The organism is Allohahella sp. A8 (genome assembly GCF_047946665.1).
GTDB lineage: Bacteria > Pseudomonadota > Gammaproteobacteria > Pseudomonadales > Oleiphilaceae > Allohahella.
Genome location: NZ_CP172312.1, coordinates 1,318,800 through 1,342,421, shown reverse-complemented (window position 1 = coordinate 1,342,421; position 23,622 = coordinate 1,318,800). Strand labels below are relative to the sequence as shown.

The window sequence follows — 23,622 nt, the reverse complement described above, 5'->3', positions numbered from 1 at the left end:
AGGCTAGAGCGGGAGCAACTCGATTCTGTCGACGCGGCAACGGCTTCCCAGCTTCGGAAAGGCCAGGTCAAAGCGAGGGCAGGGTGGTCTGGGAGCGAGCGTGCCGATGCTTCTGGAGCACATGACGATAGAGTCCAATACCAAGACGCGAAAGCTGCCCGGACTGCGATTCGCCGTCAAGTTCGCCAAAGCCGCGAAGCTCTCTGTCTCTCCGAGAAATTTCGAAGCCCGAACCTAAATGGCTCAGCGTACTGAAAGATCGAAGCCTCTCAGCTGAGACGCTTGTCCCATCCGTGTCGACTTTGGTGAATAGCAGCATGCGTCCAGGCGGTATGGATCGGCCGACGCGACCTCGCAACTGATGAAGCTGCGCCAGGCCAAAACGATCTGCGTTCCAGACAATCATTGTATTGGCTCGCCCATTGTCCAGACCACTTTCGACGATTGAAGTCGAGAGTAAAACATCGACCGCGCCTGACATGAATTTCAGCATGGCAGCCGTCATGCGTTCGTCCGACATCTGACCGTGCGCGATACTAAAGGTAAAATCGATATTGGATTGGGCGAGGCGACGCTTCAACTCTCTAACACCTGACACTCTTGGACAGACGAGGTAGCACTGGCCACCGCGCGCTTTTTCGGCGGCGATCGCCTCCAGCACCTTGTCGAACTCAAGAGATAAAACGGTCGTTTCGATTGGTACTCGATCTCGAGGCGGCGTGGCTACCACCGACACGGTCATCAAGCCAATCTCGACAGCAGCCAGCGAGCGCGGTATCGGTGTCGCAGTCATACTGAGCACATGCAGACCCGGTACCAGATTGCGAAGCCCAACCTTTTGCTCCGCCCCAAACTTCTGTTCCTCGTCAATAACCACGAGGGCCAGATTCTGAAACTTCAGTTCACCTGAAAGCAGGGCCTGAGTGCCGACAAGAACCTGTAGCCGTCCGGCCGCGAGATCCTCAATGAGCGCTTGTTTCTCTGCCTCAGTCGTGAGGCGGGATAATTCCGCGACCCGCACGTCCATGCTCGCGAAGCGGGTTTTGAACGATTCGAAATGCTGCCGAGCGAGGACCGTCGTCGGTGCAGCGACGACCACCTGACACCCAGCAGAGACCACTGCCGCTGCAGCACGCAAGGCCACTTCGGTTTTACCGAATCCCACATCACCGACCAGCAACCTGTTCATCGGCTCAGTTGTGGAGAGGTCCTTCAGAACTGCTGTAACTGCGCGACTCTGATCGGCCGTTTCTTCATACTGAAAGCTCTGTTCGAAGCGCTCGTAAAGTTGCTGGTCGGCCGTAATGCTTCGCGCGGGGATAGCGCGGCGCTGCTGGTCTTCAACGATGAGCAGGGAAATACTTTCCTGTAGCTCGCGAATCATTTCATCTCGGCGCCGCTGCCAGTCGTTTGTCTTAAGTCTATCGAGGGACAGGGACTTTGCCGGCGCGCCATAGCGCCAGAAATCCTTACCCTCAGTTGCCGGCAACATAAGCTTTCCGCCGTGACGGTAAACAAATCTTGTGAGGGTCTGCTCGATATCGCCAGTGGTTACAACTTCTTCGCCGTCATAGCGCGCGAGACCGTGGTCAAAATGTACAACTGCGTCAGATGTACTCAGCACGTCCGAACCAAACAACAGCTCATAGTCCCGGTCATCGATATCAATGTCATGCATGCATTCAAACTCGTCTGGTTGACAGCGTTAGTGGCGCCGAGTTGAAGTACGCGTAAGGCAGGAAATCCGGATTCGTACCAAATGAAAAATGCCTAAGCTGCGACGAGGAGCAACTGGTATCAAACCCAGAAGGCGGCGGAGCGCCAAGTAAAGCACCTCAATGTCCACTAATGTTAATTAGTGGACACGAGAAACATTGCGCTTCCAAGGCCTTCGAGTGGCGTTCTGCAATAAACTTCCTTGCTGACATCGGCTGATTAAAATGATGTGCTGCAAGCGCCCGGATGAGCTGCCGTTTGGTAATCTAAGCCAGTGCTCATACGCCAACGGCAAACTGTTCAGCAAATCCCGATTTTTCCGTTAGATCGGCACGAACCGCGTGGTCAGTTCTTGAAATCTGCCGTTATGGTGGCATTCAAGCAAATGCACCACTTCATGGACCAGGTTGTGCTCGAGACACTCTGGTGGCTTTTTGGCAAGCTGTAGATTGAGCCAGATGGCGTTTTGCTGAACTGCCTTAGCTGTTTGGCGAAATCCGTTCTGACCTCCGGTATCCAATGGAGACTACTCCTCATTGGCCTCCTGCAAGGTCAACTCCAGCTCGCGTTTTAAACTTTCGCGATCCGGCAGGTACAGCTGGTATTTCTGCACAAACAGCTGACTATCGAGATTGTAGGTAGCATATTCGACGAGCAGCTCGTCTTTATTCCTGCTTAAAATGATGCCAATCGGTGGATTGTCGCCTTCGGTATTTTCTTCATTGGCAAAGTAGCCCAGGTACATATTCATCTGGCCGATGTCGTGGTGGCGGACCTCACCCAGTTTCAGGTCGATCAGTACGAAACAACGCAAAATCCGGTGGTAAAATACAAGGTCCACCTTATAGTGGGTATTATTGAGGGTGATGCGATATTGCCTGCCCACATAAGTGAAGCCCTTGCCTAACTCCAGCAAAAAGGCTTGCAGGTGGTCGCATAGCAAGGTTTCAAGTTGGGTTTCGGAGACCTGGTAAGGCTCCGGAATTTTCAGGAACTCGAACACATAGGGCTCACGCAACAGGTCGGCGGGCTGTTGGATCACTTGTCCCTGCTTGGCCAATTGCAGAACGCCATCCTTGTCTTTGCTTGCCGCCAGGCGTAGAAAAAGTGCACTTTCTTTTTGACGGATCAGCTCCCTGACCGACCAGCGCTCGGTTTGGCATTGCTGCTCATAGAAGCTTCGTTCTAGTGGGTCATCTATCTTCAACAGCTCGATAATATGAGACCAACTGAAAAAGTGCGACAGTGTTGCACCTTTTGGGTATGTCAGATAGAACTGGCGGAAGCGGATCAGATTACTTCGGCTGAAACCCCTCCCGTGACGCAGCGATAAATCGGCCGCCAGCTGCCTGATCAGATTTTGACCGTACTCTGCGCGCTCTTTACCGCCCTGTTCAAACTCTACAATGTGCCGGCCAAGCAGCCAGTAGGTCTCCACCAGTTGCGTGTTAACCGCTTGAAAGGCCCTGGCGCGGCCTTGCGAATAGGTATCGGAAATTTGCATCAGGAGAGTCTGGTAGCCTTCAGGCAACGTGGCGCTAGCAGGCTTGCTCATTCTGCGGGCTCCATATCGAAGGCATTCCACACGAGTCCCATGGCTTTCAGATGTCCAGCGACCTTTTCACTCAAGGCCTCTGCCTGCTTGCTTATTGCTGGGAGCGCTTCCGCATAACGCTCTTCCAACCCCTTCAAAAACAGGCCTTTGCTCTTGCCGGATTCCGTCACGAAATGGCACATCAGGTTTTTGCAGGCATCTTCCTTGTACTGACTGGCATCAGGCAGCTCGTCGCAACTAGCCCAGAGGGAGGAATGCAGTTCGGTTTCCTTGATGGCCATTCGGCTTTCCTGAAGACTAGTGCAGTGAATTTGCGGTGTGGAGCCGGTGGTGGGCCGAGCTTGCGTCAGCATATCATCGTAGAGCGGCGCCTTGGGAGAGGTAGACCTGGGGCTTGCTCAAGAGATAGCATCGACATCCTCTAGTGCTGTTACGTCAAAAACTTCCTGGCAAACTTCTGCGCCGTTATCGGCTTGCTGTAATGATAACCCTGCGCACCATCGCAGCCGTTATCCTTCAGGAATTGTACAGCGTCCAGATCGTCGACACCTTCTGCCAGCACGCGCAGTTCCAGGCTTTGTCCCATGCGAATGATTGCCTGAGCAATGGCCGCCTTGTTCTGATCGAATGCGACGCCTTGAACAAAACTTCGGTCGATCTTCAATTCATCGACTGGAAGATCCTTGAGGTAGCTCAGCGATGAATAACCGGTTCCGAAATCATCAACTGCAATGCGTACGCCCATGTCGCCAAGCGCGCGAACGCGTTCAGATGCGCCAGATACCTCGCTCATGAGTATCGATTCCGTCAGTTCGAGCTGCAGCTGCTCGGGAGCCAGCTCATACTCGCTCAGCAAGGCTGCGATCTGGTCGACCAGGCTCTGATGACGTAGCTGAACCAGTGACACATTGACCGATATTCTCAAAGGCTCGTGACCTTCGTCGCGCCATAGCTTCGCCTGGCGGCAAGCCTGCTCAAGTACCCAGTTACCCAATGCCACCATGATTTCGCGTGAGTCTTCCGCAATCGGAATGAACCTCGCCGGCGATATAAGGCCCAGTTTCGGATGACGCCAACGAAGCAAGGCCTCAACACCCAATAGTCGACGCTCGCTCTTCAGATCCATCTGCGGCTGGAACTTCAGCACGAACTGACCGGCCGTTAGTGCCCGCCGCAGATCTGTTTGCAGGTTCCGACGCTCACGCGCTCTGTCATTCATTTCAGAGGTGAAAAATTGTACAGCATTGCGACCATTGGCCTTCGCCTGATACATCGCTACGTCGGCGTGCTTGATCAGCGTATCGGCATCGCATCCGTCCTGGGGATACACACTCACACCCACGCTTGCTGAAATATTAACCAAATGTGAGCCGACCTGATAAGGCCCACTCAGTTCGTTCACGACTTCCCGCGCCAGCTCACCCAGATGCGTCAATGCGCTGACTTCAGTGAGCAGGACGACAAACTCGTCACCACCCATCCGACTTACGGTATCGGCCTGCCGAACGCATCGCAGCAGCCGCGCAGCGACTTCTTGCAGCAGCTCGTCACCTGCAGAGTGGCCGAGCATGTCGTTGACATCCTTGAACAGGTCGAGATCGAGATACAGCAAGGCGAGCTCGACGTCGTCGCGCTCGGCCTTTGCCAACGCCTGCGTTACTCGATCAATAAGCAGATTGCGATTCGGCAGCCCTGTCAGTGCATCATGAGCCGCCAGATGAGAAAGCTCCGATGTCAGGCTCCGCACCTGGCTGACGTCGCGAAAGGTCGAAACCACGCCCAGAAATTGCCCATCGGCATCATGTAGTGGCGCCGCGATTTCTTCCGCTGATATCTGCACACCATCCTTCCTGAGCAGATTAATTTCCATAGGATGTTGCACCAGACGCTTTCGATTGGCAGCTCGTGCGCTGAGACATGCAAGGCGCGCCCTGGTCAGCGCATCCACGGCGATGAGGACCTCACCGACAGGCCGGCCAATGGCTTCCTCTGCCGACCAACCGGTTATGCGTTCGGCAGCTTTGTTGAAGCGTTCGATTCGTCCACCGCAGTCAGTAGTGGCTACGCCATCAGCGATGCATTTCAGCGTAATCTGCAAGCGCTTGCGTTCTGCTTCCAGCTCAACCCTACTATTGGTCACATAGCTATCGACGCCCTTGATAACGGTTTCGTCCAGCGCCCGGTTCAGATACACAAGCTCGTTGCTGGGCAGTCGGTACTCTTCGGCGCCTACAAGTTCGAGAATGACCTCACGCAGTATGGCGTACTCCCGCGTTAGTTCTTCCAGGGAAAACCCATGCTGACGACGCTCTTCTGCATGGTGGCCCGCAGTGCTATATAGAACGTCGCCGAAATTGGATAACGAAGCCCCGTTTACAGCTTCGTGCGCTATAGCGTCAATTAATTGCGGGATACTGTTCAGTCGATTTTCAGACTTCAAGACTCTGGTTGCAGCAATCCGCTCTCTCTCGCGTCGCGACCATTCATCAAGAATAGCCTCTCGATTCTGGCAGAGAAACTGGTTGAGCTGACGATAGCATTTTTCCTGAACTACATGGCTTGCCATACCATGGATCCCGTGACGGTTCTAACGCGAAAACTCGCGTTCATCTACTCGACAACATGCTGCCAACTTCCAGGCTGCCGCAATTTTGCTCGAGTGCCTGAGCTACACACGCCCTACCCTTGTCAGGAAACTTCCGGGTGCAGGATTCATAGTTTACGGCTGAACGATAGTGAGCGTAAAGTCTTTCAATACAAAGGCTTCGCTGAAGCTTCCCGGGTTTTGCAGGCCCAGCCGGGTTAGCAGATTGCCCCTGGAAGCTTGCTCGGCAGCAGTAAAGCCTTCAGGAGGGGTGACATTCTGGTGCCGGCGTCTATGCTCAGTGTAACCAGTTTTCAGGGTCTAGCCGTCGGGGACGTCATGTCACGAAATATCATCCAGAGCTGCTGCTTTCTGCTGCTGCTTGTGACGCACTTTGCAGCGGCCGACACCGTGATACTCGAAGACGGACGAGCGATCCAGCTCGGTCAACAGGTTGAATATTATAAGGATCTTGATGGTCAACTGAGCGTTGATCAGGTCAGAGCTATGCCTGACGCCAGGTGGTCCCTTTCCGAACAGAATATTCTCAATTTCGGTTATACCAGTGCGACCTACTGGTTGCGCTTCAGCCTTACGTACACAGGCAACGCTGCCGAGCGCCACTTGCTGGAAATCGCGTACCCTGTGCTCGATCAGATCGATGCCTTTATTTATCGCGATGGCGCTCTGCAGAATCATTTCGCGATGGGCGATCGCCTGCCCTTCCACGCCCGTCCAATTGAACATCCTCACTTCGTATTCCCGCTAAGCGTGGCTCCGCAACAGACAACGGAGGTCTATCTCAGGGTACAGAGCAGCTCCTCCGTGCAGATTCCCATGTCTATCTGGCACGGCGATGCGCTGCTGGAGCACAGCTATGTGGAAGCGCTCGGACGTGCACTGTTCTACGGGGCGATGCTGGTCATGGCAATCTATAACCTGCTTATATTCGTCAGCGTAAGAGAAAGCAGCTATTTCTGGTATGTGATGCATGTAATGGCCACACTGATCCTGCTCTCCAGCATGCAGGGCGTGACGTTTCAGTTGCTCTGGCCAGAAGCGACCGTGTGGAACGATACGGTGTTGCTTGTAGCGCTCAGCGGCATGTTGAGCTTTCCTTGCCTGTTCGTCCGCAGCTTCCTGAAAATTCCTGGTGCTCGCCCAAAATTGGCCAGAGTATTACTCGTGCTGGCCAGCCTCGGCCTGGTTACGACAGCAGGCGCCTTTATACTGCCCTACCGAATCATGATCGTAACTACTCTTCTCTGCATTGTCGTCGGCATCCTGTCCTGCTTCTGGGCCGGCATTGTGCGATGGCGCGATGGCTTTCATGCAGCAAAGTTCTACCTCTCTGCCTGGGTCTTTCTGCTTAGCGGCGGCATTCTGGTGATTTCCAACAAACTCGGCTTCCTCCCTAGAAATTGGCTCACAGAAAACGCAGCCCAGCTCGGTGCTGGCGCCGAAATTGTACTGCTCTCATTCGCGCTGGCCTTCCGCATGAATCATGAACGACAGATGCGAAATCAGGCGCAAAAGGAGTCAGCCGAAGCGCAGCGCCGGCTACTCGAGCATCAGATGCAAGCAAATGAAGAACTGGACCGAATCGTTCGTGAACGGACAGAGGCGCTCGAGCAGGCCAATGCGAAGTTGACGACCATCAGTGCGACTGATGCGCTCACCGGCGTCATGAATCGCCGAGCGTTTGATAGCCTGTTTGAAGTTGAATATAAGCGAGCCTATCGGGACAAGAGTCCAATCGCCCTGCTCATGATCGATCTCGATCATTTCAAGCAGATCAACGACACGCATGGCCATCAAATCGGTGATCTGTGCCTCACTCAGGCCGCTGAGATCATCAGAAACTGCATCAGACGGCCGCCGGATAATTGCGCGCGCTGGGGTGGCGAAGAGTTTGTGGTGCTGCTGCCAAATACTGATCTGGATGGCGCCGTATGCGTAGCGGAGACCATTATCGCTAGGTTTGCCGTCGCCAGGGTCTCCCACGCTGAGCTCAGTTTGCAGATGAGCGCTAGCATGGGTGCGGCAAGTCACGTTCCCGAACATGCTGTCGGGCGGGAAGACCTCCTCAGGCAAGCCGATGCGCTGCTGTATAAGGCCAAGGCAAACGGGCGTAATCGGGTCGAGTTCGCTAACGCGCAGGAACACATACCAAATAACTAGGGCTGCATTTCGACGGGCTTTTGCTCGTAATTCTTAGCCGCGGCCTCTGATGTATGAAAATTTCGTTCGGGCAGTGGTCAGGGAAGATCGCAGCAGCGTAAAGATCAGTGCCGATATGAGACGGCAAACAAGTTACGTGGTCGGAGAACGGAATTGACACATACTATGGAGCAGACGAGCGAGTCTTCCGCGAGACGCTCTGGGAACCCGCCAGTCTGGATTGCCGTGGGCCGAGCCTCCGGCGGGGCAATCATTTTCAGTCTACCCATGATGATGACGATGGAAATGTGGTGGATTGGCTTCTATATCGAGCCTTTTCGCCTCATCGCGCTCATCCTGCTCTCCATACCGCTCTATATCGGCATTTCGTCGATGATCGGTTTCAGAGAAGACAAAGGCCTGTGGGACAACGTCATTGATGTACTGGTCGCCTATGCGGTTGCGTTCTGCGCCTCAGCGGCAGTGTTGTTGGTCTTCCGGGTCATCACCTCGGAAACAGCGCTTGATGAGGCATTCTCGATGGTCCTGTTACAGGCGGTCCCTGGAAGTCTCGGCGCCCTACTCGGAAGAAGCCAGCTTAGTAACGGTCAGGATGAACAGCATGGCCAGGACGAGAAATACGCGGAGGAGCTGATCATTCTCGTTACCGGCAGCCTCTTTCTGGCATTCAACGTGGCACCTACAGAAGAGATGGTGCTGATCTCCTACCTCATGACGCCCTGGCATTCGCTTGCCTTGGTCCTGTTCACAGTACTTGTCATGCATATGTTTACTGTGGGTAGCGAGAATTTTGCCAAGTCCGGACAAGGCCCGTGGGCTGCTCATCGCAGACTGTTCGTTCGTTTCACTGCAATCGGCTATGTGCTCGCCTTTCTTGTCAGCGTCTTTATGTTGTGGGTCTTCGGCCGTTCGGACAATGACAGCATGCAGAATTTCATCAGTACAGCCGTGGTTCTGAGCTTCCCCGCCGGGGTGGGCGCAGCGGCTTCCCGATTGATCATTTGAGGCTATCGATGCCAACTGACACGCGAACAAGACCTTCCCCTACCCCTACCTGGGAAAAAATCGTCGGCCTGTTGGGGCTGGCCGTACTCTGTGTGGGCCTGGCTTACCTGGTGTGGAGCGCGGCGACTGAAGAGACCGCTCCGCCGCAGATCTCATTTACCATTCAGGATATCAAGGCCTCGGCTTCCAACCACCTGGTGCGGATCGAGGTTGCCAATACCGGCCATGAAAGTGTCGCGGCGCTACAGATTGAGGGACGGCTGGAGATGAGCGCGGGGGAGCCTGAGGTCAGTACCGCCCAGGTAGATTACGTACCCTCGCAGTCGAAGCGCATTGTTGGCCTGTTCTTTCAGAACGAGCCACAGCAGGGAAGCCTGAGTTTTCGCGCGCTTGGATATCAGGAGCCCTAAGGCCACACTACGCAACTACAAGCCCTGGCATGTGGTCTACACTTCCTCTTTAACACCCAACTCTTCAGGAACGTAGACCTCTGATGCTAGCATGGCGGCATTGCCCATTAGATGCGAATGCTTCGTGGCCGCTCATAACCCCGTCATTAGCGGCGAGGACAGCGTTGCAAGTCAGCCTGTTCTCCTGGCTGTTGGCGCTGGCAGCTTCGTTCGTGCACGACACCGCCCAGGCCGCGCCAAGTCTGCTGCCCGATACAGAAGCCATGGTTCGGATGATTCCTGGCCGGGAGTATCTCGAAGATTCCGCTGGAACGTTATCCATTGCTGAAGTGACTGACGAGACGAAGCCAAACGAATGGGTGCCAGCGGAGCGGTCAGTGCTGAATTTTGGTTACACCCGCTCGGCGTACTGGACGCGCTTTGATCTTGAGCAGACTGGTCAGCAACCACGCAAGTTTTTTCTGGAGATTGCCTACCCAATTCTGGACCAGGTCGACATCTTCGTGTTTCGCAATGGTAAGTTGCTCAAACAGACCAGGATGGGTGATCGCCTCCCCTACCACGAACGCCTCATCGACCACCCGAGTTTCGTCGTTCCGCTTGAACTCGTTCCGCAGGACACTACCCGTGTTTACGTGCGCGCTCAGAGTAGCTCGTCGCTGCAGATCCCGCTGTACCTTTGGTCACCTGAGGCCTTCATTGAACAGTCCTATGAAGAGGCGCTGACTCGCGCGCTATTCTACGGCGCGATGCTCGTACTCGGTATCTACAATCTCCTGCTGTTCCTTGCCGTACGCGACATCAGCTACTTCTTCTATGTCATGTACATGTTTTTCATCACGCTCATGCTGGGCACCGTTCAGGGGGTAACCTTCAAGGTCTTCTGGCCAAATGCCACCTGGTGGAACGACACCAGCATCCTCATCGCGCTGAATGGTATGGTTATTTTCGCCACTCTTTTTCTGCGTAGCTTTCTGGCAGTGCCCGCAGCCCGACCTTGGTTGTCGAAATTTCTCATGTTGCTCGCAGGCACTGCTGTTCTGGCCGCTGGCATGTCGCTCGTGCTGCCCTATAACCAGATGATCAAGATGACCATGGCGCTGATTATCGTAGGTATTTTCACGGGAATAAGTGCCGGCCTCGTACGTTGGTACGATCGCTATCACTCTGCCAAGTACTTCAGTATCGCCTGGGCCTTTGTACTCGTTGGGGGGCTGGTTTTTGCCTTCAATAAAATTGGCTGGCTACCGAGGACCTGGTTTACCGAAAACGCAGCGCTGCTCGGCGCAGCAGCAGAAGGCGTTCTGCTGTCCTTTGCGCTAGCCTATCGAGTAAATCAGGAGCGTGAGATGCGGGAGCTCGCTCAGAAAGAGTCCGTGGAGGCTCAGCGTCAGCTTCTGGCACACCAGGTTCAGGCCAATGAAGAGCTCGACCAGATTGTTCGCATTCGAACGGAGGAGCTGGAACTGGCCAACGAGCAGTTGCAAAAGCTCAGCCATACCGATGGCTTGACTGGCTTGTGGAACAGACGCTCCTTTGAAGCGGCCTTCGCTGACGAATTCAAGCGCGCTCATCGTGAAAAACTACCTGTTGCCATACTCATGATCGATCTGGACAATTTCAAGAGTATCAACGACCGCTATGGTCATCCGTTTGGCGATCGCTGCCTGATTGCTGCCGCCCAGGTCCTTGAGGGCTGCGCGCGTCGCCCACCTGATATGGTAGCTCGCTATGGCGGCGAAGAGTTTGTAGTACTGTTGCCGGGTACGAACACCTCAGGCGCGATATACCTGGCTGAGCGGATACAAAGGGGGCTGGCCGAAACAACTGTGACCGACGGCGACGCACAGCTCACGGTTTCTGCCAGCATTGGCGTTGCCTGTGTGGTGCCGGACTCGAGTGACAATCGCGAAGCGCTGCTTCAGGCCGCTGACCAAAGGCTATACCTCGCCAAGCAGAATGGTCGCAACCGCATCGAGTCCTAACGATTCCGCTGACGCGCGTCGTTGCGCTCATCCAGCCGTGATCGTAATTCACGAACCTCAGCCTCTGCAGCAATCTTTGCCTGCAGCGCCAGTGCATGCTCGGACCGAAGACGGTCTGCGAGATCATCGGCTTTGGCAGCCCGCAGCTCGAGCGCATCAATTCGGCTGGTGAGCATGTCGACAGAATGTTCCAGATGCTCACGGGCCGTTAGCAACTTGGCCGTAGTAACAGCTGCTGCAGCACGTTCCGACCTGAGTGCTGCAAGCTCATCATTCCTTGCCGCAAGCTCTTCCTGAAGGCTCTGCCGCTCCCATTGATTTCTTTCCAGCTCGCCTTGCAGGGCTGACTTCTCGAGCTCGATCCGACGATGATCCTCGAGCAAGGTGTCATACGCTTTTTCGCTCTTCAGCAAGGCGGCTGCATCTGCCGCCATACGTCTGCCCCAGTCATCTCGCGTCAGCTGCCATTCCGAGCGCAGCTGTTGAACCTGCTCGCGTTCCAGTCGCCGTTCCTCAGCAACGGCCTGCTGATAATGCTCCGCCTGAGAACGCACATGCCCCAGCTGTGTCTTGAGTTCGCCATAGTCAGCCTGACGCTCACTCAGGCGCTGCCGCACCTCGGCCAGCTCAGCACGCTGTGCCGCAGCGCTCGCTTCGGACTGCTGGTTCTTTTTGATGAGTTGCTCATGATGACCTTGCAGCTCATCATGAGCGTGAGTGAGCGTCTCGTGACTATGCTGTAGCGCCGAGAGTTCGCCTTCAGTCGATACCAGCTGCTGCCTGAGCACCTCTTCCTGCTCATTGAAGCGCATCCTCGCCTGCTCGATCTGCTCATCGGCACTTTGCTGTGCAAGTTCGCGTAGGTGCCGAACCGCCGTCAACAGTTCATCCGGTAAGTCCTCCCGGCCCGCGCCCTTTTTTTCGCCCTGCGCCGCCTTCCATCGCCTCAATAAGGGCGCCAGCGTGCTTTTCGAGCCGGTGCCAAGCGCTTCTCTGACGCGGTCGATCGTAGCCTCCTGCCCTGCGGCTCTTATGGCATTCGCCGCTTTTGCGACATCTGCGTAACTTACTCCCGACCGTGCCATCTGGCTCCTCTCTTTACCGTATTACGTATTCCGAAATATTACATACTATTCATTGCTCGACGCAATTTATCAATCTCCTAACTAACCGTCGATAAATATCATTATCGCCGGTCAGCGGCTGTGGTAAGCTCCTCTCTTTCGTAACGGGAGTACAGGGGGGACGCGGATGAGGGAAGTCAGCAAGCTCAGAAAGCAGGCAGCCGCCAAAGTGATGGAGCCCGCTGCTATCATCGCCGCCTCAGGCCTTCCGACCCTTGGGAACGCCGAACTTCAGGCAAGACATCGGCGCTACCTCCAGGCTGCCACTTCAGATAACACACGCCGCACCTACCGCTCGGCCATTCATCGCTTTGAACGCTGGGGCGGGCGCCTGCCCACGGACAGAGACACGCTCATCCGCTATTTACTGGCGCATGCCGAAACGCTCAATACACGGACGCTCGATGTCCACCTCACCGCGCTGAGCCAATGGCACCGCTTTCAGGGCTTCGCAGATCCTGGACAAGACCCGACAGTACGAAAAACTCTCGAAGGTATGCGTCGTGTGCACGGTCAACCCAAGCGGAAAGCGCGTGCACTCAGGCTGGAGCATCTTGTCGCACTAATCGACTGGTTGCAGACGCAGCCCGAGTCGCTAAAAAAACATCGTGATCTTGCACTGGTGCAGACGGGTTTTTTCGGCGCTTTCAGGCGCAGTGAACTGGTGAGTATTCAGGTAGAGGATCTATCGTGGGAGCCGGAGGGCCTGATCATCCGCCTGCCGCGCTCCAAGACGGATCAGCAAGGTGAAGGCCTGCAGCGTGCCCTACCGGCTGGCACCGGTCAGATATGCCCGGTACGGGCACTGAGGAATTGGTTGTTGGTCGCTGAAATCACTTCAGGCCCTGTGTTCCGCCCCATCTCCCGCTGGAACGAATGTCAGACCCGTGCTTTGCGGCCAGCAGCCGTGAATGAGCTACTGAAGTCGCTGGGCACCGCCTGTGGCTTCGACTTTGTGCCCGAGCTGAGCAGCCATAGTTTTCGGCGTGGACTCAGCACGAGCGCCGCGAGAGAGAACCTGAGCTTCGAGGCTATCAAGAAACAGGGCGGCTGGAAAAATGATGCCGTGGTCCGAGGCTATATCGATGAGGGCCGGCAATTTGCAGATAACGTGGCGACCACACTCATAAATGAGCTAAATCAACTGCTTGAAAAAGACAGTAAACAATACGACTCTGACGTCAACGACTCGTGATCTGATTCGAGGTTTCATTGCCAGCGAGCGTGCTAATCAATTGTTCCATGTCAATGGGCTTCACGTAGTGATGATTAAATCCGGCCCTCGACGTTTTGTGACGATCCTGTTCCTGGCCGTATCCAGTAATCGCAATGAGCAGAGTCTTTTTGGTTGAAGGTATCTCACGCAGCCGTTTGGCCAGGCCAATACCGTCCAAATCCGGCAAGCCAATATCCAGTAAGCATGCATCGATCGAATCAGCTCGCGTTGCTGCTTCTAGTGCCGCGGCAGCGGTGTGAACAATCTTGACCTGATGACCGGCCAACTCTAAAAACATGCCTAACATGTTCGCTGCATCGACATTATCGTCTACGACAAGTAGTCGTTGCTGATTGATCAACTTATCCGTGATAGCGTCAGCCGCGAGACTTTCCTCTTCAACTGGAAAATGACGTGGGAATGTAAGCTGAAATTCAGCGCCAGTCGACGCCCCATCGCTACTGGCGGTCACTGTCCCGCCGTGTAGTTGGATCAAACTTTTCACCAACGCAAGGCCAATCCCAAGTCCGCCTTGCGTGCGATCAGAAGTTCTCTCGGCCTGGGCGAACAGGTCAAAGATACGTCCAATGACCTCTGGAGCAATTCCGATACCATTGTCGGAAACGGTGAAAATTACGGCTGATTCGCTGACGTCGGTGGCGAGAAGGATTTCACCGCCCTCGGGGGTGTATTTCGCGGCATTGTTAAGCACGTTAGCAAGAATCTGAACGAGTCGTTTGGGATCTCCCTCGACAAAAGCAGAATGTGGCGAGGTACGCAAGGTCAGACTGTGACGACGCCCATCGATGAGAGGACGTACCTGCTCAACAGCACTCGCGGTTATGAGTCGGGTATCGACAGATTGCTTTTCGAGTGGAACAAGTCCCCGTGATACGCGTGAGACGTCGAGCAGGTCATCAATCAATCCAGTCATATGCCGCACTTGACGGGAAATGATTTCACTTGTCTGTTTGATTTTTTCGCGGTCAAGACTGGGCAGTTTCAAGAGGTCAGAAGCTGCACTAATCGGTGCTAATGGGTTCCGGAGCTCATGAGCCAGCATGGCCAAAAACTCGTCTTTGCGCCGATCAACCTCGCGCATGGCGTACTGTCGTTTACGGGCGCGTAAAGCTGACGTCGCCGCGCTTACCAGCGTTATGCCATGTAACGGACGCTCAAGCAGCGTGACGTTCCCAAGATGTTGATAGGCACTCCGGACTTCAGGAGAATTGAGCCCACGATTACTTAATAAAAATATAGGCAGGTCGGACCAGGCCGGTTGTTGGCTTAAATATTGAGTGAGTGGTCTGGTTAACGGCGTGTCCAGGGCCTCATCAACGAGCAACAGAGCGCCAACGCCTCGAACAAGCTCATCAACCACTTCGATCATGCGGGAGCAGATGTGACTCTCAACGCCCGCGCGTTCGAGTACTTGCGCTATTAGCCTGGCATCTCTACCCGTCGGTGCGAAGATTACAACCCTATTCTCCACTGCCGCCCCCAACCTTCAGCAGTAATATGATTACTCATCAAGCTTATGCTCTTGCTTCACATCCAACACCCTTGGTGTGCCAGTCAAAATACCCTCGAAACTGTCGAGAACTGGACCAACTTGGAGTCCATTTTTGGTAATGCTGAACTGACGTAAAGTTGTTTCGTGTGCACTACCACGCTTTTTAAATACTGAAATAGCTTTTTGCACAGTGCCGCGCGCTTCAAAATAACGGAGGATTAATACGTTGTCGGCCATGTAGCTAATATCGATACCTGTAGTCATGGCGCCCACGATACCTTGCTGCACACCAACGATGAATGTCACTACACCTCGCTGCCCGAGGTAAGTGAGGACTTCATGCAAATGGGTATTTAAAAACCGCGCCTCAGGCATGGCATTCAGATAACCGTTCAGGCTGTCGATCACGACCACCTTGGCGCCGCCATCCGCAACTCGACAGACAGCATGCGCGAATTCTCCTGGGGACATCTCTGCCGGGTCGATCTGGTGGATCGTCAGTAGTCCGGAATCATACGGTCCGCTTAAATCGATACCGATGCCGTGACAGCGATTGAGCAAAGTGTTGATGGACTCTTCAAAGAGGAACATTGAAGCGCGCTGCCCCCGGTCTGTCGCGGCCTTTACAAACTGCACTGCCAGACTGGACTTTCCGGTCCCTGGAGGGCCGGATATGAGCGTGCTTGACCCTTCTTCAATGCCGCCGCCCAAGAGATCATCAAATTGAGGAATGCCACTGTGGACCTGGCCACGCTTGATCAATTCACGGGTTTCGGCGGCAATGATACGTGGATAAGCCACTATCCCGCCTGTGACGATAGCGTAGTCATGTGGCCCCCGACGAAAGGCGAGACCACGGTACTTCAAGACACGAATGATACGACGTTCAGCACCGTATTCGGAGTCGATATGCTGAAGCGAAATGACGCCGTGCGCGATACTGCGCACTTGCTGATCACCTCGTACCGCCGTCTTGTCATCAAGAAGAAGGGCTGTACAGGCACGCCTGGCAAAGTACTGTTTTAGCGCGAGCACATGCCGGCGATACCGTAGCGCACTGCCTGACAGTAACTGCAGTTCCGAAAGCGAATCCAGCACAACCCGGCTTGGATTCAACTTCTCTATCATTCCCAATATGAGGCTGTTGGTCTCACCTAATTCAACCTCTGAGGGATGAAGGACAGTGTACTGTTCACCGGGATCCAGCAAACTTTCCTCGGGGATAACTTCGTGTACGTTAACCCCCTCCATTGAAAAACCATGCGCTTCGGCGACAGCGCGTAGCTCAACTTCGTTTTCGGCAAGCGTAATGTAGAGAACGGTTTCCCCTTGGGCAGCCCCTTCCACCAGAAATTGCAGTGCCATGGTCGTCTTGCCTGCGCCAGGGTCACCTTCCAGGAGGTACAGCCGATCCTTGGTCAATCCACCACCCAATATATTATCGAGTCCGGGAATTCCTGTTGATAGAAAGGCTTTGGTGTGCGTATTTTGCGATGACATTACTGGCTCCTGAATTATCCCCATCGCAGGGTGCAAGAAGCCCGTGACGGACAGACGTGATATATGGTTATACGCGCTTGTCGATACCCTGGTGCAATCGAGCAAACTGATCACGGCCATCCAGTTACAAATCCTCCACGTACCCCGACGAAAGCTGCCTTCTATTCTGCAACAGAGGAGCCCGGAAGATCATGGAGAAAAAGAAGCACTCATCAGGCTGGGGCACTGGCTTTGCGGTCGGCATCGTAGCTACCGTTCTCGCGGCAATCGCCGCTGCAATGATTGTTGTTTATACCGGTGCCTACAATGTGGCCGCTAATGACGATCATACCTCCATGGTGCGATGGGCCTTCGAGACCACTATGTACAACTCGGTGCAGGCGCGTGCCGACGATATCGAAGTACCTCAGGATATCGGGGACGCTTCGGCAGGTGCCGCAGACTACAAGGCGATGTGTCAGCACTGCCACGCTGGACCAGGCGTCAAGCGAGCGGCTTGGGCGAATGGCATGCTTCCATTGCCTCCGCACCTAACGAAACATGCCTCTGAATGGGAGCCGGATGAAATATTCTGGTTGGTGAAAAATGGCGTCAAAATGAGTGCCATGCCCGCGTTTGGGGCGCATGGCGACGACCAGAAACTCTGGAACATCGTAGCCTTCGTCAAACAGCTTCCAGGGATGACTGCGGAAGAGTACGCCGCAGTTGAAGGCAGCTCACATGCGGCCAAGCATTGAACGTCAGCTAACAGGGAGAACTGTCCATGCACATGTCCTACTGGCGCTTCGCTGCAATGATCGCCACCTCTACCACAGTTATGTTCGGTCTGATGTACCTGAACACCTTTGCATTCGAGCATGTGCTCTGGAGTGAAACCCGCCTTTGGATGGCCCTTGTCATGGGTGCAAGCATGGCTATGATCATGCTTGGTTTCATGCTGAGCATGTATACGAACAAGATGATAAACGCGGCGATCTTCGCCGGCAGTGTTGTGGTTTTCGCCTTATCGCTCTGGCTGGTACGCAGCCAGGCCTCGATTACCGATGTGGAATATATGAAAGCCATGATTCCACATCATTCGATTGCCATCATGACCAGCGACAGGGCCCAGATTACTGATCCACGCGTGCGCAAGCTCGCTGATGAAATCAGTGAGGCGCAACGACGGGAGATTGCTGAAATGAAGTATCTGGTCAAGGAATTGGAGGCGCTGGAATGACCCAGTCACATAAGACGCAGCGCGTGCTTTTCCGGGCGCACTGGCTGGTTGGCTCGCTCACTGTGACATCTGCCACGCTTTTCATGAGCGCTTGCGATAATCCCGCACCGGGCGAAGGTATGCCGAAGCCCCTGGCTCAGGGGCCAATGCCAGAGGTGGTTTCAGTTACTGAAGCCCTGCAGTCACCCGACCTGACCACGGTCGACCCTGGGCTACTGCATCAGGCGGAGGTCGATAAGGTATTGCCGCCCTCAGGGCTCCGCTGCAGTTTTGCTTATACGGCAGAAGGCCGGCCGGTGCTCACCGCAGCCTTGCTCCCTGAAGGTCAGCAGGCGGAAGCGGTGATGAAACTGCACGGTCGCCTGGTCGTTGTTTCGACACAAGACGTGCAAGGCCCGGATTCTCTTGCCAATGGCGCTGCATTCAGTGCCGAAGGATTACGCGCTACAGTAAGGCCAGAAGGGAAAGCCAGCTCCGAGCACCGGGTCGCGGACATGACATTCGAGCTCGACCAGGGTCTGCTGGTCGGCTACCGCGGCTGGTACAGTTGCAGCGACGAAGGTAAGCCGGCTGCTTAGCAGCCAGCCAATTAGCAGCCAGCCAGTTAGCAGCCAGCCAGTTAGCAGCCAGCCAGTTAGCAGCCAGTTATCAGCTTACTCTTCGCAGGCCTCACACTGGGTAGCGCTTCGCGTCAAATGGCCTTGTCGAGTGGCCGCGGTTGACCAATGAAAGCCTGAAAAACAAGCGGCACAAAGAATGCCGCCGTGCAGATCAGCAGGCCCCAGGCATTCACGCCCAGCAACATCGCGTATTTTCCGGTACCAATGGCCCAGCTCTGTGGCAAGAAGCCGAGCACTTCTATCACACCAAGCGCCACACCACTCCAGAAGCTCAGGTGGAAGCTCCACGGCGACCAGCGCACGAAGCGGTAGAACAGAAACACCGGCGCCAGGCCCATCACCATGGTGCCGCTGATCGTGGTTGCCTTGAGGATATCGGTGCCTGCGAACATGGGCAGATTGCCCAGAATTGCAAAAGCAATCATCACTAGCGCGCCGACCCGCAGGCTTGGGGCAGCGGGATGCACCTTGCGCAGGAGACCCGGCAGATCAACAGCCAGCGATTTCGCCAGCGACGAGAAGGTGGAGTCCAGCGTTGAGCCGGCCGAGGTCATCATCACCACGCTCATGAGGAACAGCGCGCCCAGACCCATCGCCTTGCCCACTGCCGCGGGTGCGTTGCCGCCGCCTTCTATACCTTGCAGCTGGGCATAAATACCTATGAAACTGAATACCAGAATCGTCACGAAACCCAGCGCACCGGCGATCATGAAGCTCTTCAGCATGCGCCTCTCATTGTTGATAAAGCCCCGATCGGTCAGGACAGGGTCATGGAAGGGATAGCTGAAAATTTGCAGCGCGGCGACTAGCAGAAGATCCAGGCCCGAACCCAGTTCGAAGGTCCCAGTCGTCAGCAAGGTGCCCGTATCGCTGACAGGCAGGACATAAAATAGCACCGCGGCGACGAATACGACGAAGACAATGGCCTGAATGACGTCGGTGAAAATTGAACTGCGAAGACCGCCCTTGAGACTGTAGGCCAGCGTGATGAGGGTAAACACAACGGCTGCGGCGTAATAACCGGTCTCGCCAACGTTGCCAAAATATCCCCCGACTACCGCGGTATTGCTCCAGATTTCATTGTAGAGACGAATCAGGATGGCTACTGCAAAGCCAAGCGCCGCGAGTCGGCCAAAGCGGGATACGATGAAATCCTGCAGACTCTTGGCACCGGTCTGGGTGCGAATCAGATAGATGACATACCCTGCAACAGGAATCGACAGCCAATACGTCGCGTATGCCAGTCCACCGACAATGCCGTAGGTTTCACCGAGGTTGGCGGCGTTGGTGACTGACTTGGCGAAGATCCAGCTAATAAAAATGCTCATCATCAGTGGCCACTGTCCCACCGGCTGACCTTTGGCGTCGGCACCACCATAGAACGATTCGGCGTTCTTGCTGCGTGGTGAGAGCAGGTACATAACGATACCATAGACGGCCAGGAAGCCCCAGAAGAGGTAGGACTGAGAGGTGGACATGAGTCACTTGTTCCTTGTGGTTGATGAATTCGGGATGGCTAGTTCGGAATGCCTAGGCTAGCCGAACGGCAGAGGGCTTGAGTGCAGTGCCTTTCAGGATGCGTGAATTGTATGATAACCATGCATCAGACTGCTCTGGCCAATTCCTGAGAAACCTGGCTCGCCAGGGTTCCATTGCAAACGCGACCGGAAGTAGCTCAATAACGAGATCCTGCAGATGAACCGTGCCAAGCGCCTCAGCATGGCTGCGCGCCTGCACCGCAACGCGTGTTACGAGACCACGCCAATCATTCTCGAAATTGCCCATGCCTGCTGCGCCGTTATTACAGACAACGCGAGGCCGCCCATCAACATCCAGCATCTTGATCGCTGGCAGGCAGGTGTGGGTGCAGGCAAAAATATCGGCGCCGCTGCGCGTGAACCAGTTCTCCAGCATCGAAGTGCTCGAGGGATTTTCGAGGCTGCTGCGCCCTAAACCCCAACCAGCCAGCGACTCGGCATCGCCATGAAGTATAGCTATCCGAACGCCGTGAAAATCCAGACTCAGATAGCGGGGCAAGTCGCGCAGCCGAGTCGACAGCTCTGGGAAATCGCGAGCCGTCTGCTGCAGACGCTGAATGATGCGGTTGGATCGATCGACCACCTGGTCATCGACCTCGTCCGGATAGGCACAGCCGCAGCCAGCGCTATCCTCGGGATCAGACAATTCCAACTCCACATTACCTGTAATGGCACGATGCGCGAGCACCAGCTCATTGATCGACTGGAAACTGTCGTGATCGCAATTGAACCAGTTAAAGTCCCCATTGAAAATGAGTTCAACCTGTCGACCCAGCTGTCGCTCCTGCTCCGCAAGATCGACTATCGTGCGCAGCGCTTCGGTATTGCCATAGAGCCCACCGACGATGTACAGGACATCGGCAGTTGAGCACTCGACAACGTCGGCGAGTGCTTCAGGTCGGTAACGATAACGTAGAGGACAAGTCCGGCCAGGCTGCATCAGGGTGCGCTACAGCTGGCGCCATCGCGATAGCAACTCATGCAGCGGTGATGCTTGAGCATGACGCGCGTATCAAGGCTCGCAGCGAGACTACTGCCCATATCGTACTCGGGATCGTCATCGACCAGGGTACAGGACACCACGCCAACCTGCTCGTTGCGCTTCACCAGCATACGGGAGTATGCGCACATGAAATGCGCGCGGTCAGCCTCGGTTGGATATCTGTTCATGCAGGTCTCGGTGATTTCCGGACCGCTGCCTTGTGCGCCGGGTGTGCCGAAGTCGGGAAACGCGGTGAAGGCCACGTTTTCTCGTATGCCGGCACCCTGCAGCAGCAGGCGAAATTTGTTCTCGACTGCAGCTGAGTTTTCATTAGCCTCCATCTGTCTGGCGATGGAGACGTCGAAGCCGTTTTCCGTGAGCCAGCGGATACCCTGCAGTGCTTCTTCGAAACTGCCCTTACCTCGACCGGCATCATGTCGCGAAGCATCGGGATAATCGAGGCTGATGCGGAACCTGATTGGATGCGCACTCTCGCGCAGCCCTGCCAGTTGGTGGGTTCTTTGCAGGAGCGGCGCCGTGCCATTGGTCAACACGAAACAGGGTCGTAGACGACTGGCATACTCAAGAATATTCACGAAATCCCGTATAACGAAGGGCTCACCTCCAGTAAACGAGAACTGCTCTACCCCAAGGGTCAGGGCTTCATCCAGATAGCTTTGCACGTCGCTTAGCAACATTGGTAGAAGACGCTTATCACCTGGCGAAGAACCTTCCAGACAGAATGGACACGCCAGATTGCAAGCGGTACCAGTGTGTATCCATAGCTCTTTCAGACCTTGCGCATCGATGTAGCCGCGGGGCTCGCCATCACGTGTGTGGGTCCACAGGTCTTCAGAGGAATCAGCCAGATCGCGAAGCGGAATGCGCTGTTCGCTCTGCTGGATTTTGTGCATAAAATACTCCAAGTTCTTGCCTGATCCTTCAATGCCAGTCGTATTACGGGCATTGGGTTGAACCTGACGGCACTCAATACGCCAATCAGATCCGAGCGATTCACAAGCAGGCCTCCATATTGAGCGATTCTCATGATTTTGTCGCGCCCTGGATGATCAGGCTAGCGCTGCAAAGCCTGAAACGAGGTAGCCAAAGCCGATAGATGTTACCGCCGACAGGGGTATAACCAGGAGAAAGCAGCCCTTCTTAGTCTTGAACCATTTTTTATGCGGTTAACTCTGTTTAATGGGAGGGTTGGGTGAAGCGCTGCGAAAACTATCTACACCGGTCTGGTATAGTAGCCAGGAGTGTGATCGATTATCTGCCTCGATCTAGCTTTCGCCCGCATCAAACGCCAGGCAGCGGCCAAAATCCTCCCATCTTGGCTCCTTATTGGGGCTGGCAACGAAGGTGTCGCTTCGCGATATGTTCCGTGGGCGCGCCCAGTCGAGACAGTTAGCAGCCTTGTCCACCGCAACCTGGTAGCCGAAACGGTTCTGCGTAAACTCGTTGTCTACGAAGGTGTTGTCACGACTGAAGCTGTCATCCCAGCACATCACCTCGTCGTGGTGGCGGATGGAGCAGGTAATGAAAACGCCTGCCAGATGATTGCCATGAATATCGTTGCTACGGAATTCATTATGCTCGGCATCGGCAAGGTACAGTCCGTGCGAGCCATTGCCAGCGATGACATTGTTGCTGATAAGCGATGAGGTCATGTACTCAACGGTGATGCCCGCGGCCACGTTGTTGCGAATCGTATTACCCGAGATAATAGTAGGGCCTGCCCGGTTGAGCGATATGCCATCCCATTGCGCATCACTGATGTGGCTATCGGTCAGCGAGACCTTGCGGCTATCGTATTCTGTCAGTACGCAGGCGCTACGGCAGTGCCTGACATCGAGCTTCTCCAGGTCGATATCTTCGCCTCCACGAATAATTAGTGCGCTGTTGCTCAGATAAGGCAGTGGCGGATAAAACTCCTGGGCACTCTTCTGACTACCTCGGATGGCCAGCGCTTCGATCTGGACATTTGCAACCCTGAAAGCTGGTTCCTGGTGCCTGGCATCGCCGACCACGACCACCGGACTGGATACACCCTGTTTCATCTGCAGGACGGTGCTGGCGCTGCCCTTCCCTCGCAGAGTCAGTCCACTTCTGCGGATTTCAAGCATGCAATCCAGCTTGAACGTGCCTTCGCTCAGGCAGAGCGTTTGATGAGATCCCGACTCGGGCAGTCGAGCCAGTGCTGTAACGAGATCATCTGCTGGCGTGAGTGTCTGATCACAGTGTTTCGCTTCGTAAGCGACCGCTGACTGGGTAAACAACATAAGGGCACTAGCCAGAATGGCCAGACCGGTCCATCTACACATCTTCGAGGGCTCCGAAAATCACTAAGCCCCGACACTATCAATCACAGCGGCTCGATGACATACGACATCCGGTTGATACCGTCGTCAGCGCTGAATAATCCGCATAAAAAAGCCCGGCACGACAGTACAACATCTCAAAAATTCTGA

At 54.9% G+C, this 23,622-nt stretch carries 20 protein-coding genes; 8 read left to right on the top strand and 12 right to left on the bottom strand.

Going from position 1 to position 23,622, the window contains the following annotated elements; translation table 11 throughout:
- Positions 1-67 precede the first annotated feature (67 nt).
- From ACH3PB_RS06245 to ACH3PB_RS06225, 5 genes are all read right to left on the bottom strand, one after another.
- The gene (locus tag ACH3PB_RS06245) at positions 68-1,678 is read right to left on the bottom strand and encodes a DEAD/DEAH box helicase (RefSeq protein WP_416398598.1); all 1,611 of its coding nucleotides are present in this window, start codon (positions 1,676-1,678) and stop codon (positions 68-70) included.
- A 360-nt stretch (positions 1,679-2,038) separates the two neighbouring features.
- Complete coding sequence (locus tag ACH3PB_RS06240; protein WP_416398597.1) at positions 2,039-2,236, bottom strand: YgjP-like metallopeptidase domain-containing protein; 198 nt, start codon at positions 2,234-2,236, stop codon at positions 2,039-2,041.
- A gap of 6 nt (positions 2,237-2,242) precedes the next feature.
- Positions 2,243-3,271, bottom strand: coding sequence for a PDDEXK nuclease domain-containing protein (locus tag ACH3PB_RS06235; protein WP_416398596.1), 1,029 nt, complete (start codon positions 3,269-3,271; stop codon positions 2,243-2,245).
- Positions 3,268-3,552: a hypothetical protein gene (locus ACH3PB_RS06230; RefSeq protein ID WP_416398595.1), complete on the bottom strand. Its 285-nt coding sequence runs from the start codon at positions 3,550-3,552 to the stop codon at positions 3,268-3,270. The genes ACH3PB_RS06235 and ACH3PB_RS06230 overlap by 4 nt, the downstream gene beginning before the upstream one ends.
- 149 nt (positions 3,553-3,701) lie before the next feature.
- Complete coding sequence (locus ACH3PB_RS06225; protein ID WP_416398594.1) at positions 3,702-5,837, bottom strand: putative bifunctional diguanylate cyclase/phosphodiesterase; 2,136 nt, start codon at positions 5,835-5,837, stop codon at positions 3,702-3,704.
- Between the two features lie 312 nt (positions 5,838-6,149).
- On the opposite strand from ACH3PB_RS06225, the gene ACH3PB_RS06220 reads away from it, so the two are divergent.
- The 4 genes from ACH3PB_RS06220 to ACH3PB_RS06205 all read left to right on the top strand — a co-directional run bounded on the left by ACH3PB_RS06220 (position 6,150) and on the right by ACH3PB_RS06205 (position 11,436).
- Positions 6,150-8,036, top strand: coding sequence for a 7TM diverse intracellular signaling domain-containing protein (locus ACH3PB_RS06220; protein ID WP_416398593.1), 1,887 nt, complete (start codon positions 6,150-6,152; stop codon positions 8,034-8,036).
- 153 nt (positions 8,037-8,189) lie between these two features.
- Positions 8,190-9,041, top strand: coding sequence for a TIGR02587 family membrane protein (locus tag ACH3PB_RS06215; protein WP_416398592.1), 852 nt, complete (start codon positions 8,190-8,192; stop codon positions 9,039-9,041).
- A gap of 8 nt (positions 9,042-9,049) precedes the next feature.
- Complete coding sequence (locus tag ACH3PB_RS06210; RefSeq protein WP_416398591.1) at positions 9,050-9,451, top strand: hypothetical protein; 402 nt, start codon at positions 9,050-9,052, stop codon at positions 9,449-9,451.
- A gap of 164 nt (positions 9,452-9,615) precedes the next feature.
- Positions 9,616-11,436: a diguanylate cyclase gene (locus tag ACH3PB_RS06205; protein ID WP_416398590.1), complete on the top strand. Its 1,821-nt coding sequence runs from the start codon at positions 9,616-9,618 to the stop codon at positions 11,434-11,436.
- Here the strand turns inward: ACH3PB_RS06205 and ACH3PB_RS06200 are convergent.
- Entirely contained in the window at positions 11,433-12,521 is a 1,089-nt protein-coding gene (locus ACH3PB_RS06200) for a DNA-binding protein (RefSeq protein ID WP_416398589.1), read from the bottom strand. The two genes, ACH3PB_RS06205 and ACH3PB_RS06200, sit on opposite strands and share 4 nt — an antisense overlap.
- A 166-nt stretch (positions 12,522-12,687) precedes the next feature.
- On the opposite strand from ACH3PB_RS06200, the gene ACH3PB_RS06195 reads away from it, so the two are divergent.
- Positions 12,688-13,755, top strand: coding sequence for a site-specific integrase (locus ACH3PB_RS06195; protein WP_416398588.1), 1,068 nt, complete (start codon positions 12,688-12,690; stop codon positions 13,753-13,755).
- Here ACH3PB_RS06195 and ACH3PB_RS06190 read toward each other — a convergent pair.
- Together ACH3PB_RS06190 and ACH3PB_RS06185 are read right to left on the bottom strand one after the other, a co-directional pair.
- Positions 13,742-15,166 carry an ATP-binding protein gene (locus ACH3PB_RS06190; RefSeq protein ID WP_416398587.1) on the bottom strand — a complete coding sequence of 475 codons (1,425 nt, stop codon included), beginning with the start codon at positions 15,164-15,166 and terminating at the stop codon, positions 13,742-13,744. The genes ACH3PB_RS06195 and ACH3PB_RS06190 overlap by 14 nt on opposite strands.
- Before the next feature lie 132 nt (positions 15,167-15,298).
- Positions 15,299-16,789: an ATPase domain-containing protein gene (locus ACH3PB_RS06185; protein ID WP_416398586.1), complete on the bottom strand. Its 1,491-nt coding sequence runs from the start codon at positions 16,787-16,789 to the stop codon at positions 15,299-15,301.
- Positions 16,790-16,980: 191 nt separating this feature from the next.
- Here ACH3PB_RS06185 and ACH3PB_RS06180 point away from each other — a divergent pair, with 191 nt between their 5' ends.
- The 3 genes from ACH3PB_RS06180 to ACH3PB_RS06170 are packed head-to-tail and all read left to right on the top strand — an operon-like array spanning position 16,981 to position 18,586.
- A complete protein-coding gene (locus ACH3PB_RS06180; RefSeq protein WP_416398585.1) occupies positions 16,981-17,526 on the top strand; it encodes a c-type cytochrome in 546 nt (181 codons plus the stop codon).
- A gap of 26 nt (positions 17,527-17,552) precedes the next feature.
- Positions 17,553-18,008, top strand: a complete 456-nt coding sequence (locus tag ACH3PB_RS06175) for a DUF305 domain-containing protein (protein ID WP_416398584.1) — start codon at positions 17,553-17,555, stop codon at positions 18,006-18,008.
- Positions 18,005-18,586, top strand: coding sequence for a hypothetical protein (locus ACH3PB_RS06170; RefSeq protein WP_416398583.1), 582 nt, complete (start codon positions 18,005-18,007; stop codon positions 18,584-18,586). Before ACH3PB_RS06175 ends, ACH3PB_RS06170 begins: the two co-directional genes overlap by 4 nt.
- 113 nt (positions 18,587-18,699) lie before the next feature.
- On the opposite strand, the gene ACH3PB_RS06165 is transcribed toward ACH3PB_RS06170, so the two are convergent.
- The 4 genes from ACH3PB_RS06165 to ACH3PB_RS06150 all read right to left on the bottom strand — a co-directional run bounded on the left by ACH3PB_RS06165 (position 18,700) and on the right by ACH3PB_RS06150 (position 23,475).
- On the bottom strand, positions 18,700-20,106 hold the full coding sequence (locus tag ACH3PB_RS06165; protein ID WP_416398582.1) for a sodium:solute symporter family transporter: 1,407 nt from the start codon (positions 20,104-20,106) through the stop codon (positions 18,700-18,702).
- 52 nt (positions 20,107-20,158) lie between these two features.
- Positions 20,159-21,106: a hypothetical protein gene (locus ACH3PB_RS06160; protein WP_416398581.1), complete on the bottom strand. Its 948-nt coding sequence runs from the start codon at positions 21,104-21,106 to the stop codon at positions 20,159-20,161.
- A complete protein-coding gene (locus tag ACH3PB_RS06155; RefSeq protein ID WP_416398580.1) occupies positions 21,106-22,062 on the bottom strand; it encodes a radical SAM protein in 957 nt (318 codons plus the stop codon). The genes ACH3PB_RS06160 and ACH3PB_RS06155 overlap by 1 nt, the downstream gene beginning before the upstream one ends.
- Before the next feature lie 372 nt (positions 22,063-22,434).
- Entirely contained in the window at positions 22,435-23,475 is a 1,041-nt protein-coding gene (locus ACH3PB_RS06150; protein WP_416398579.1) for a right-handed parallel beta-helix repeat-containing protein, read from the bottom strand.
- Between the last annotated feature and the right edge of the window lie 147 nt (positions 23,476-23,622).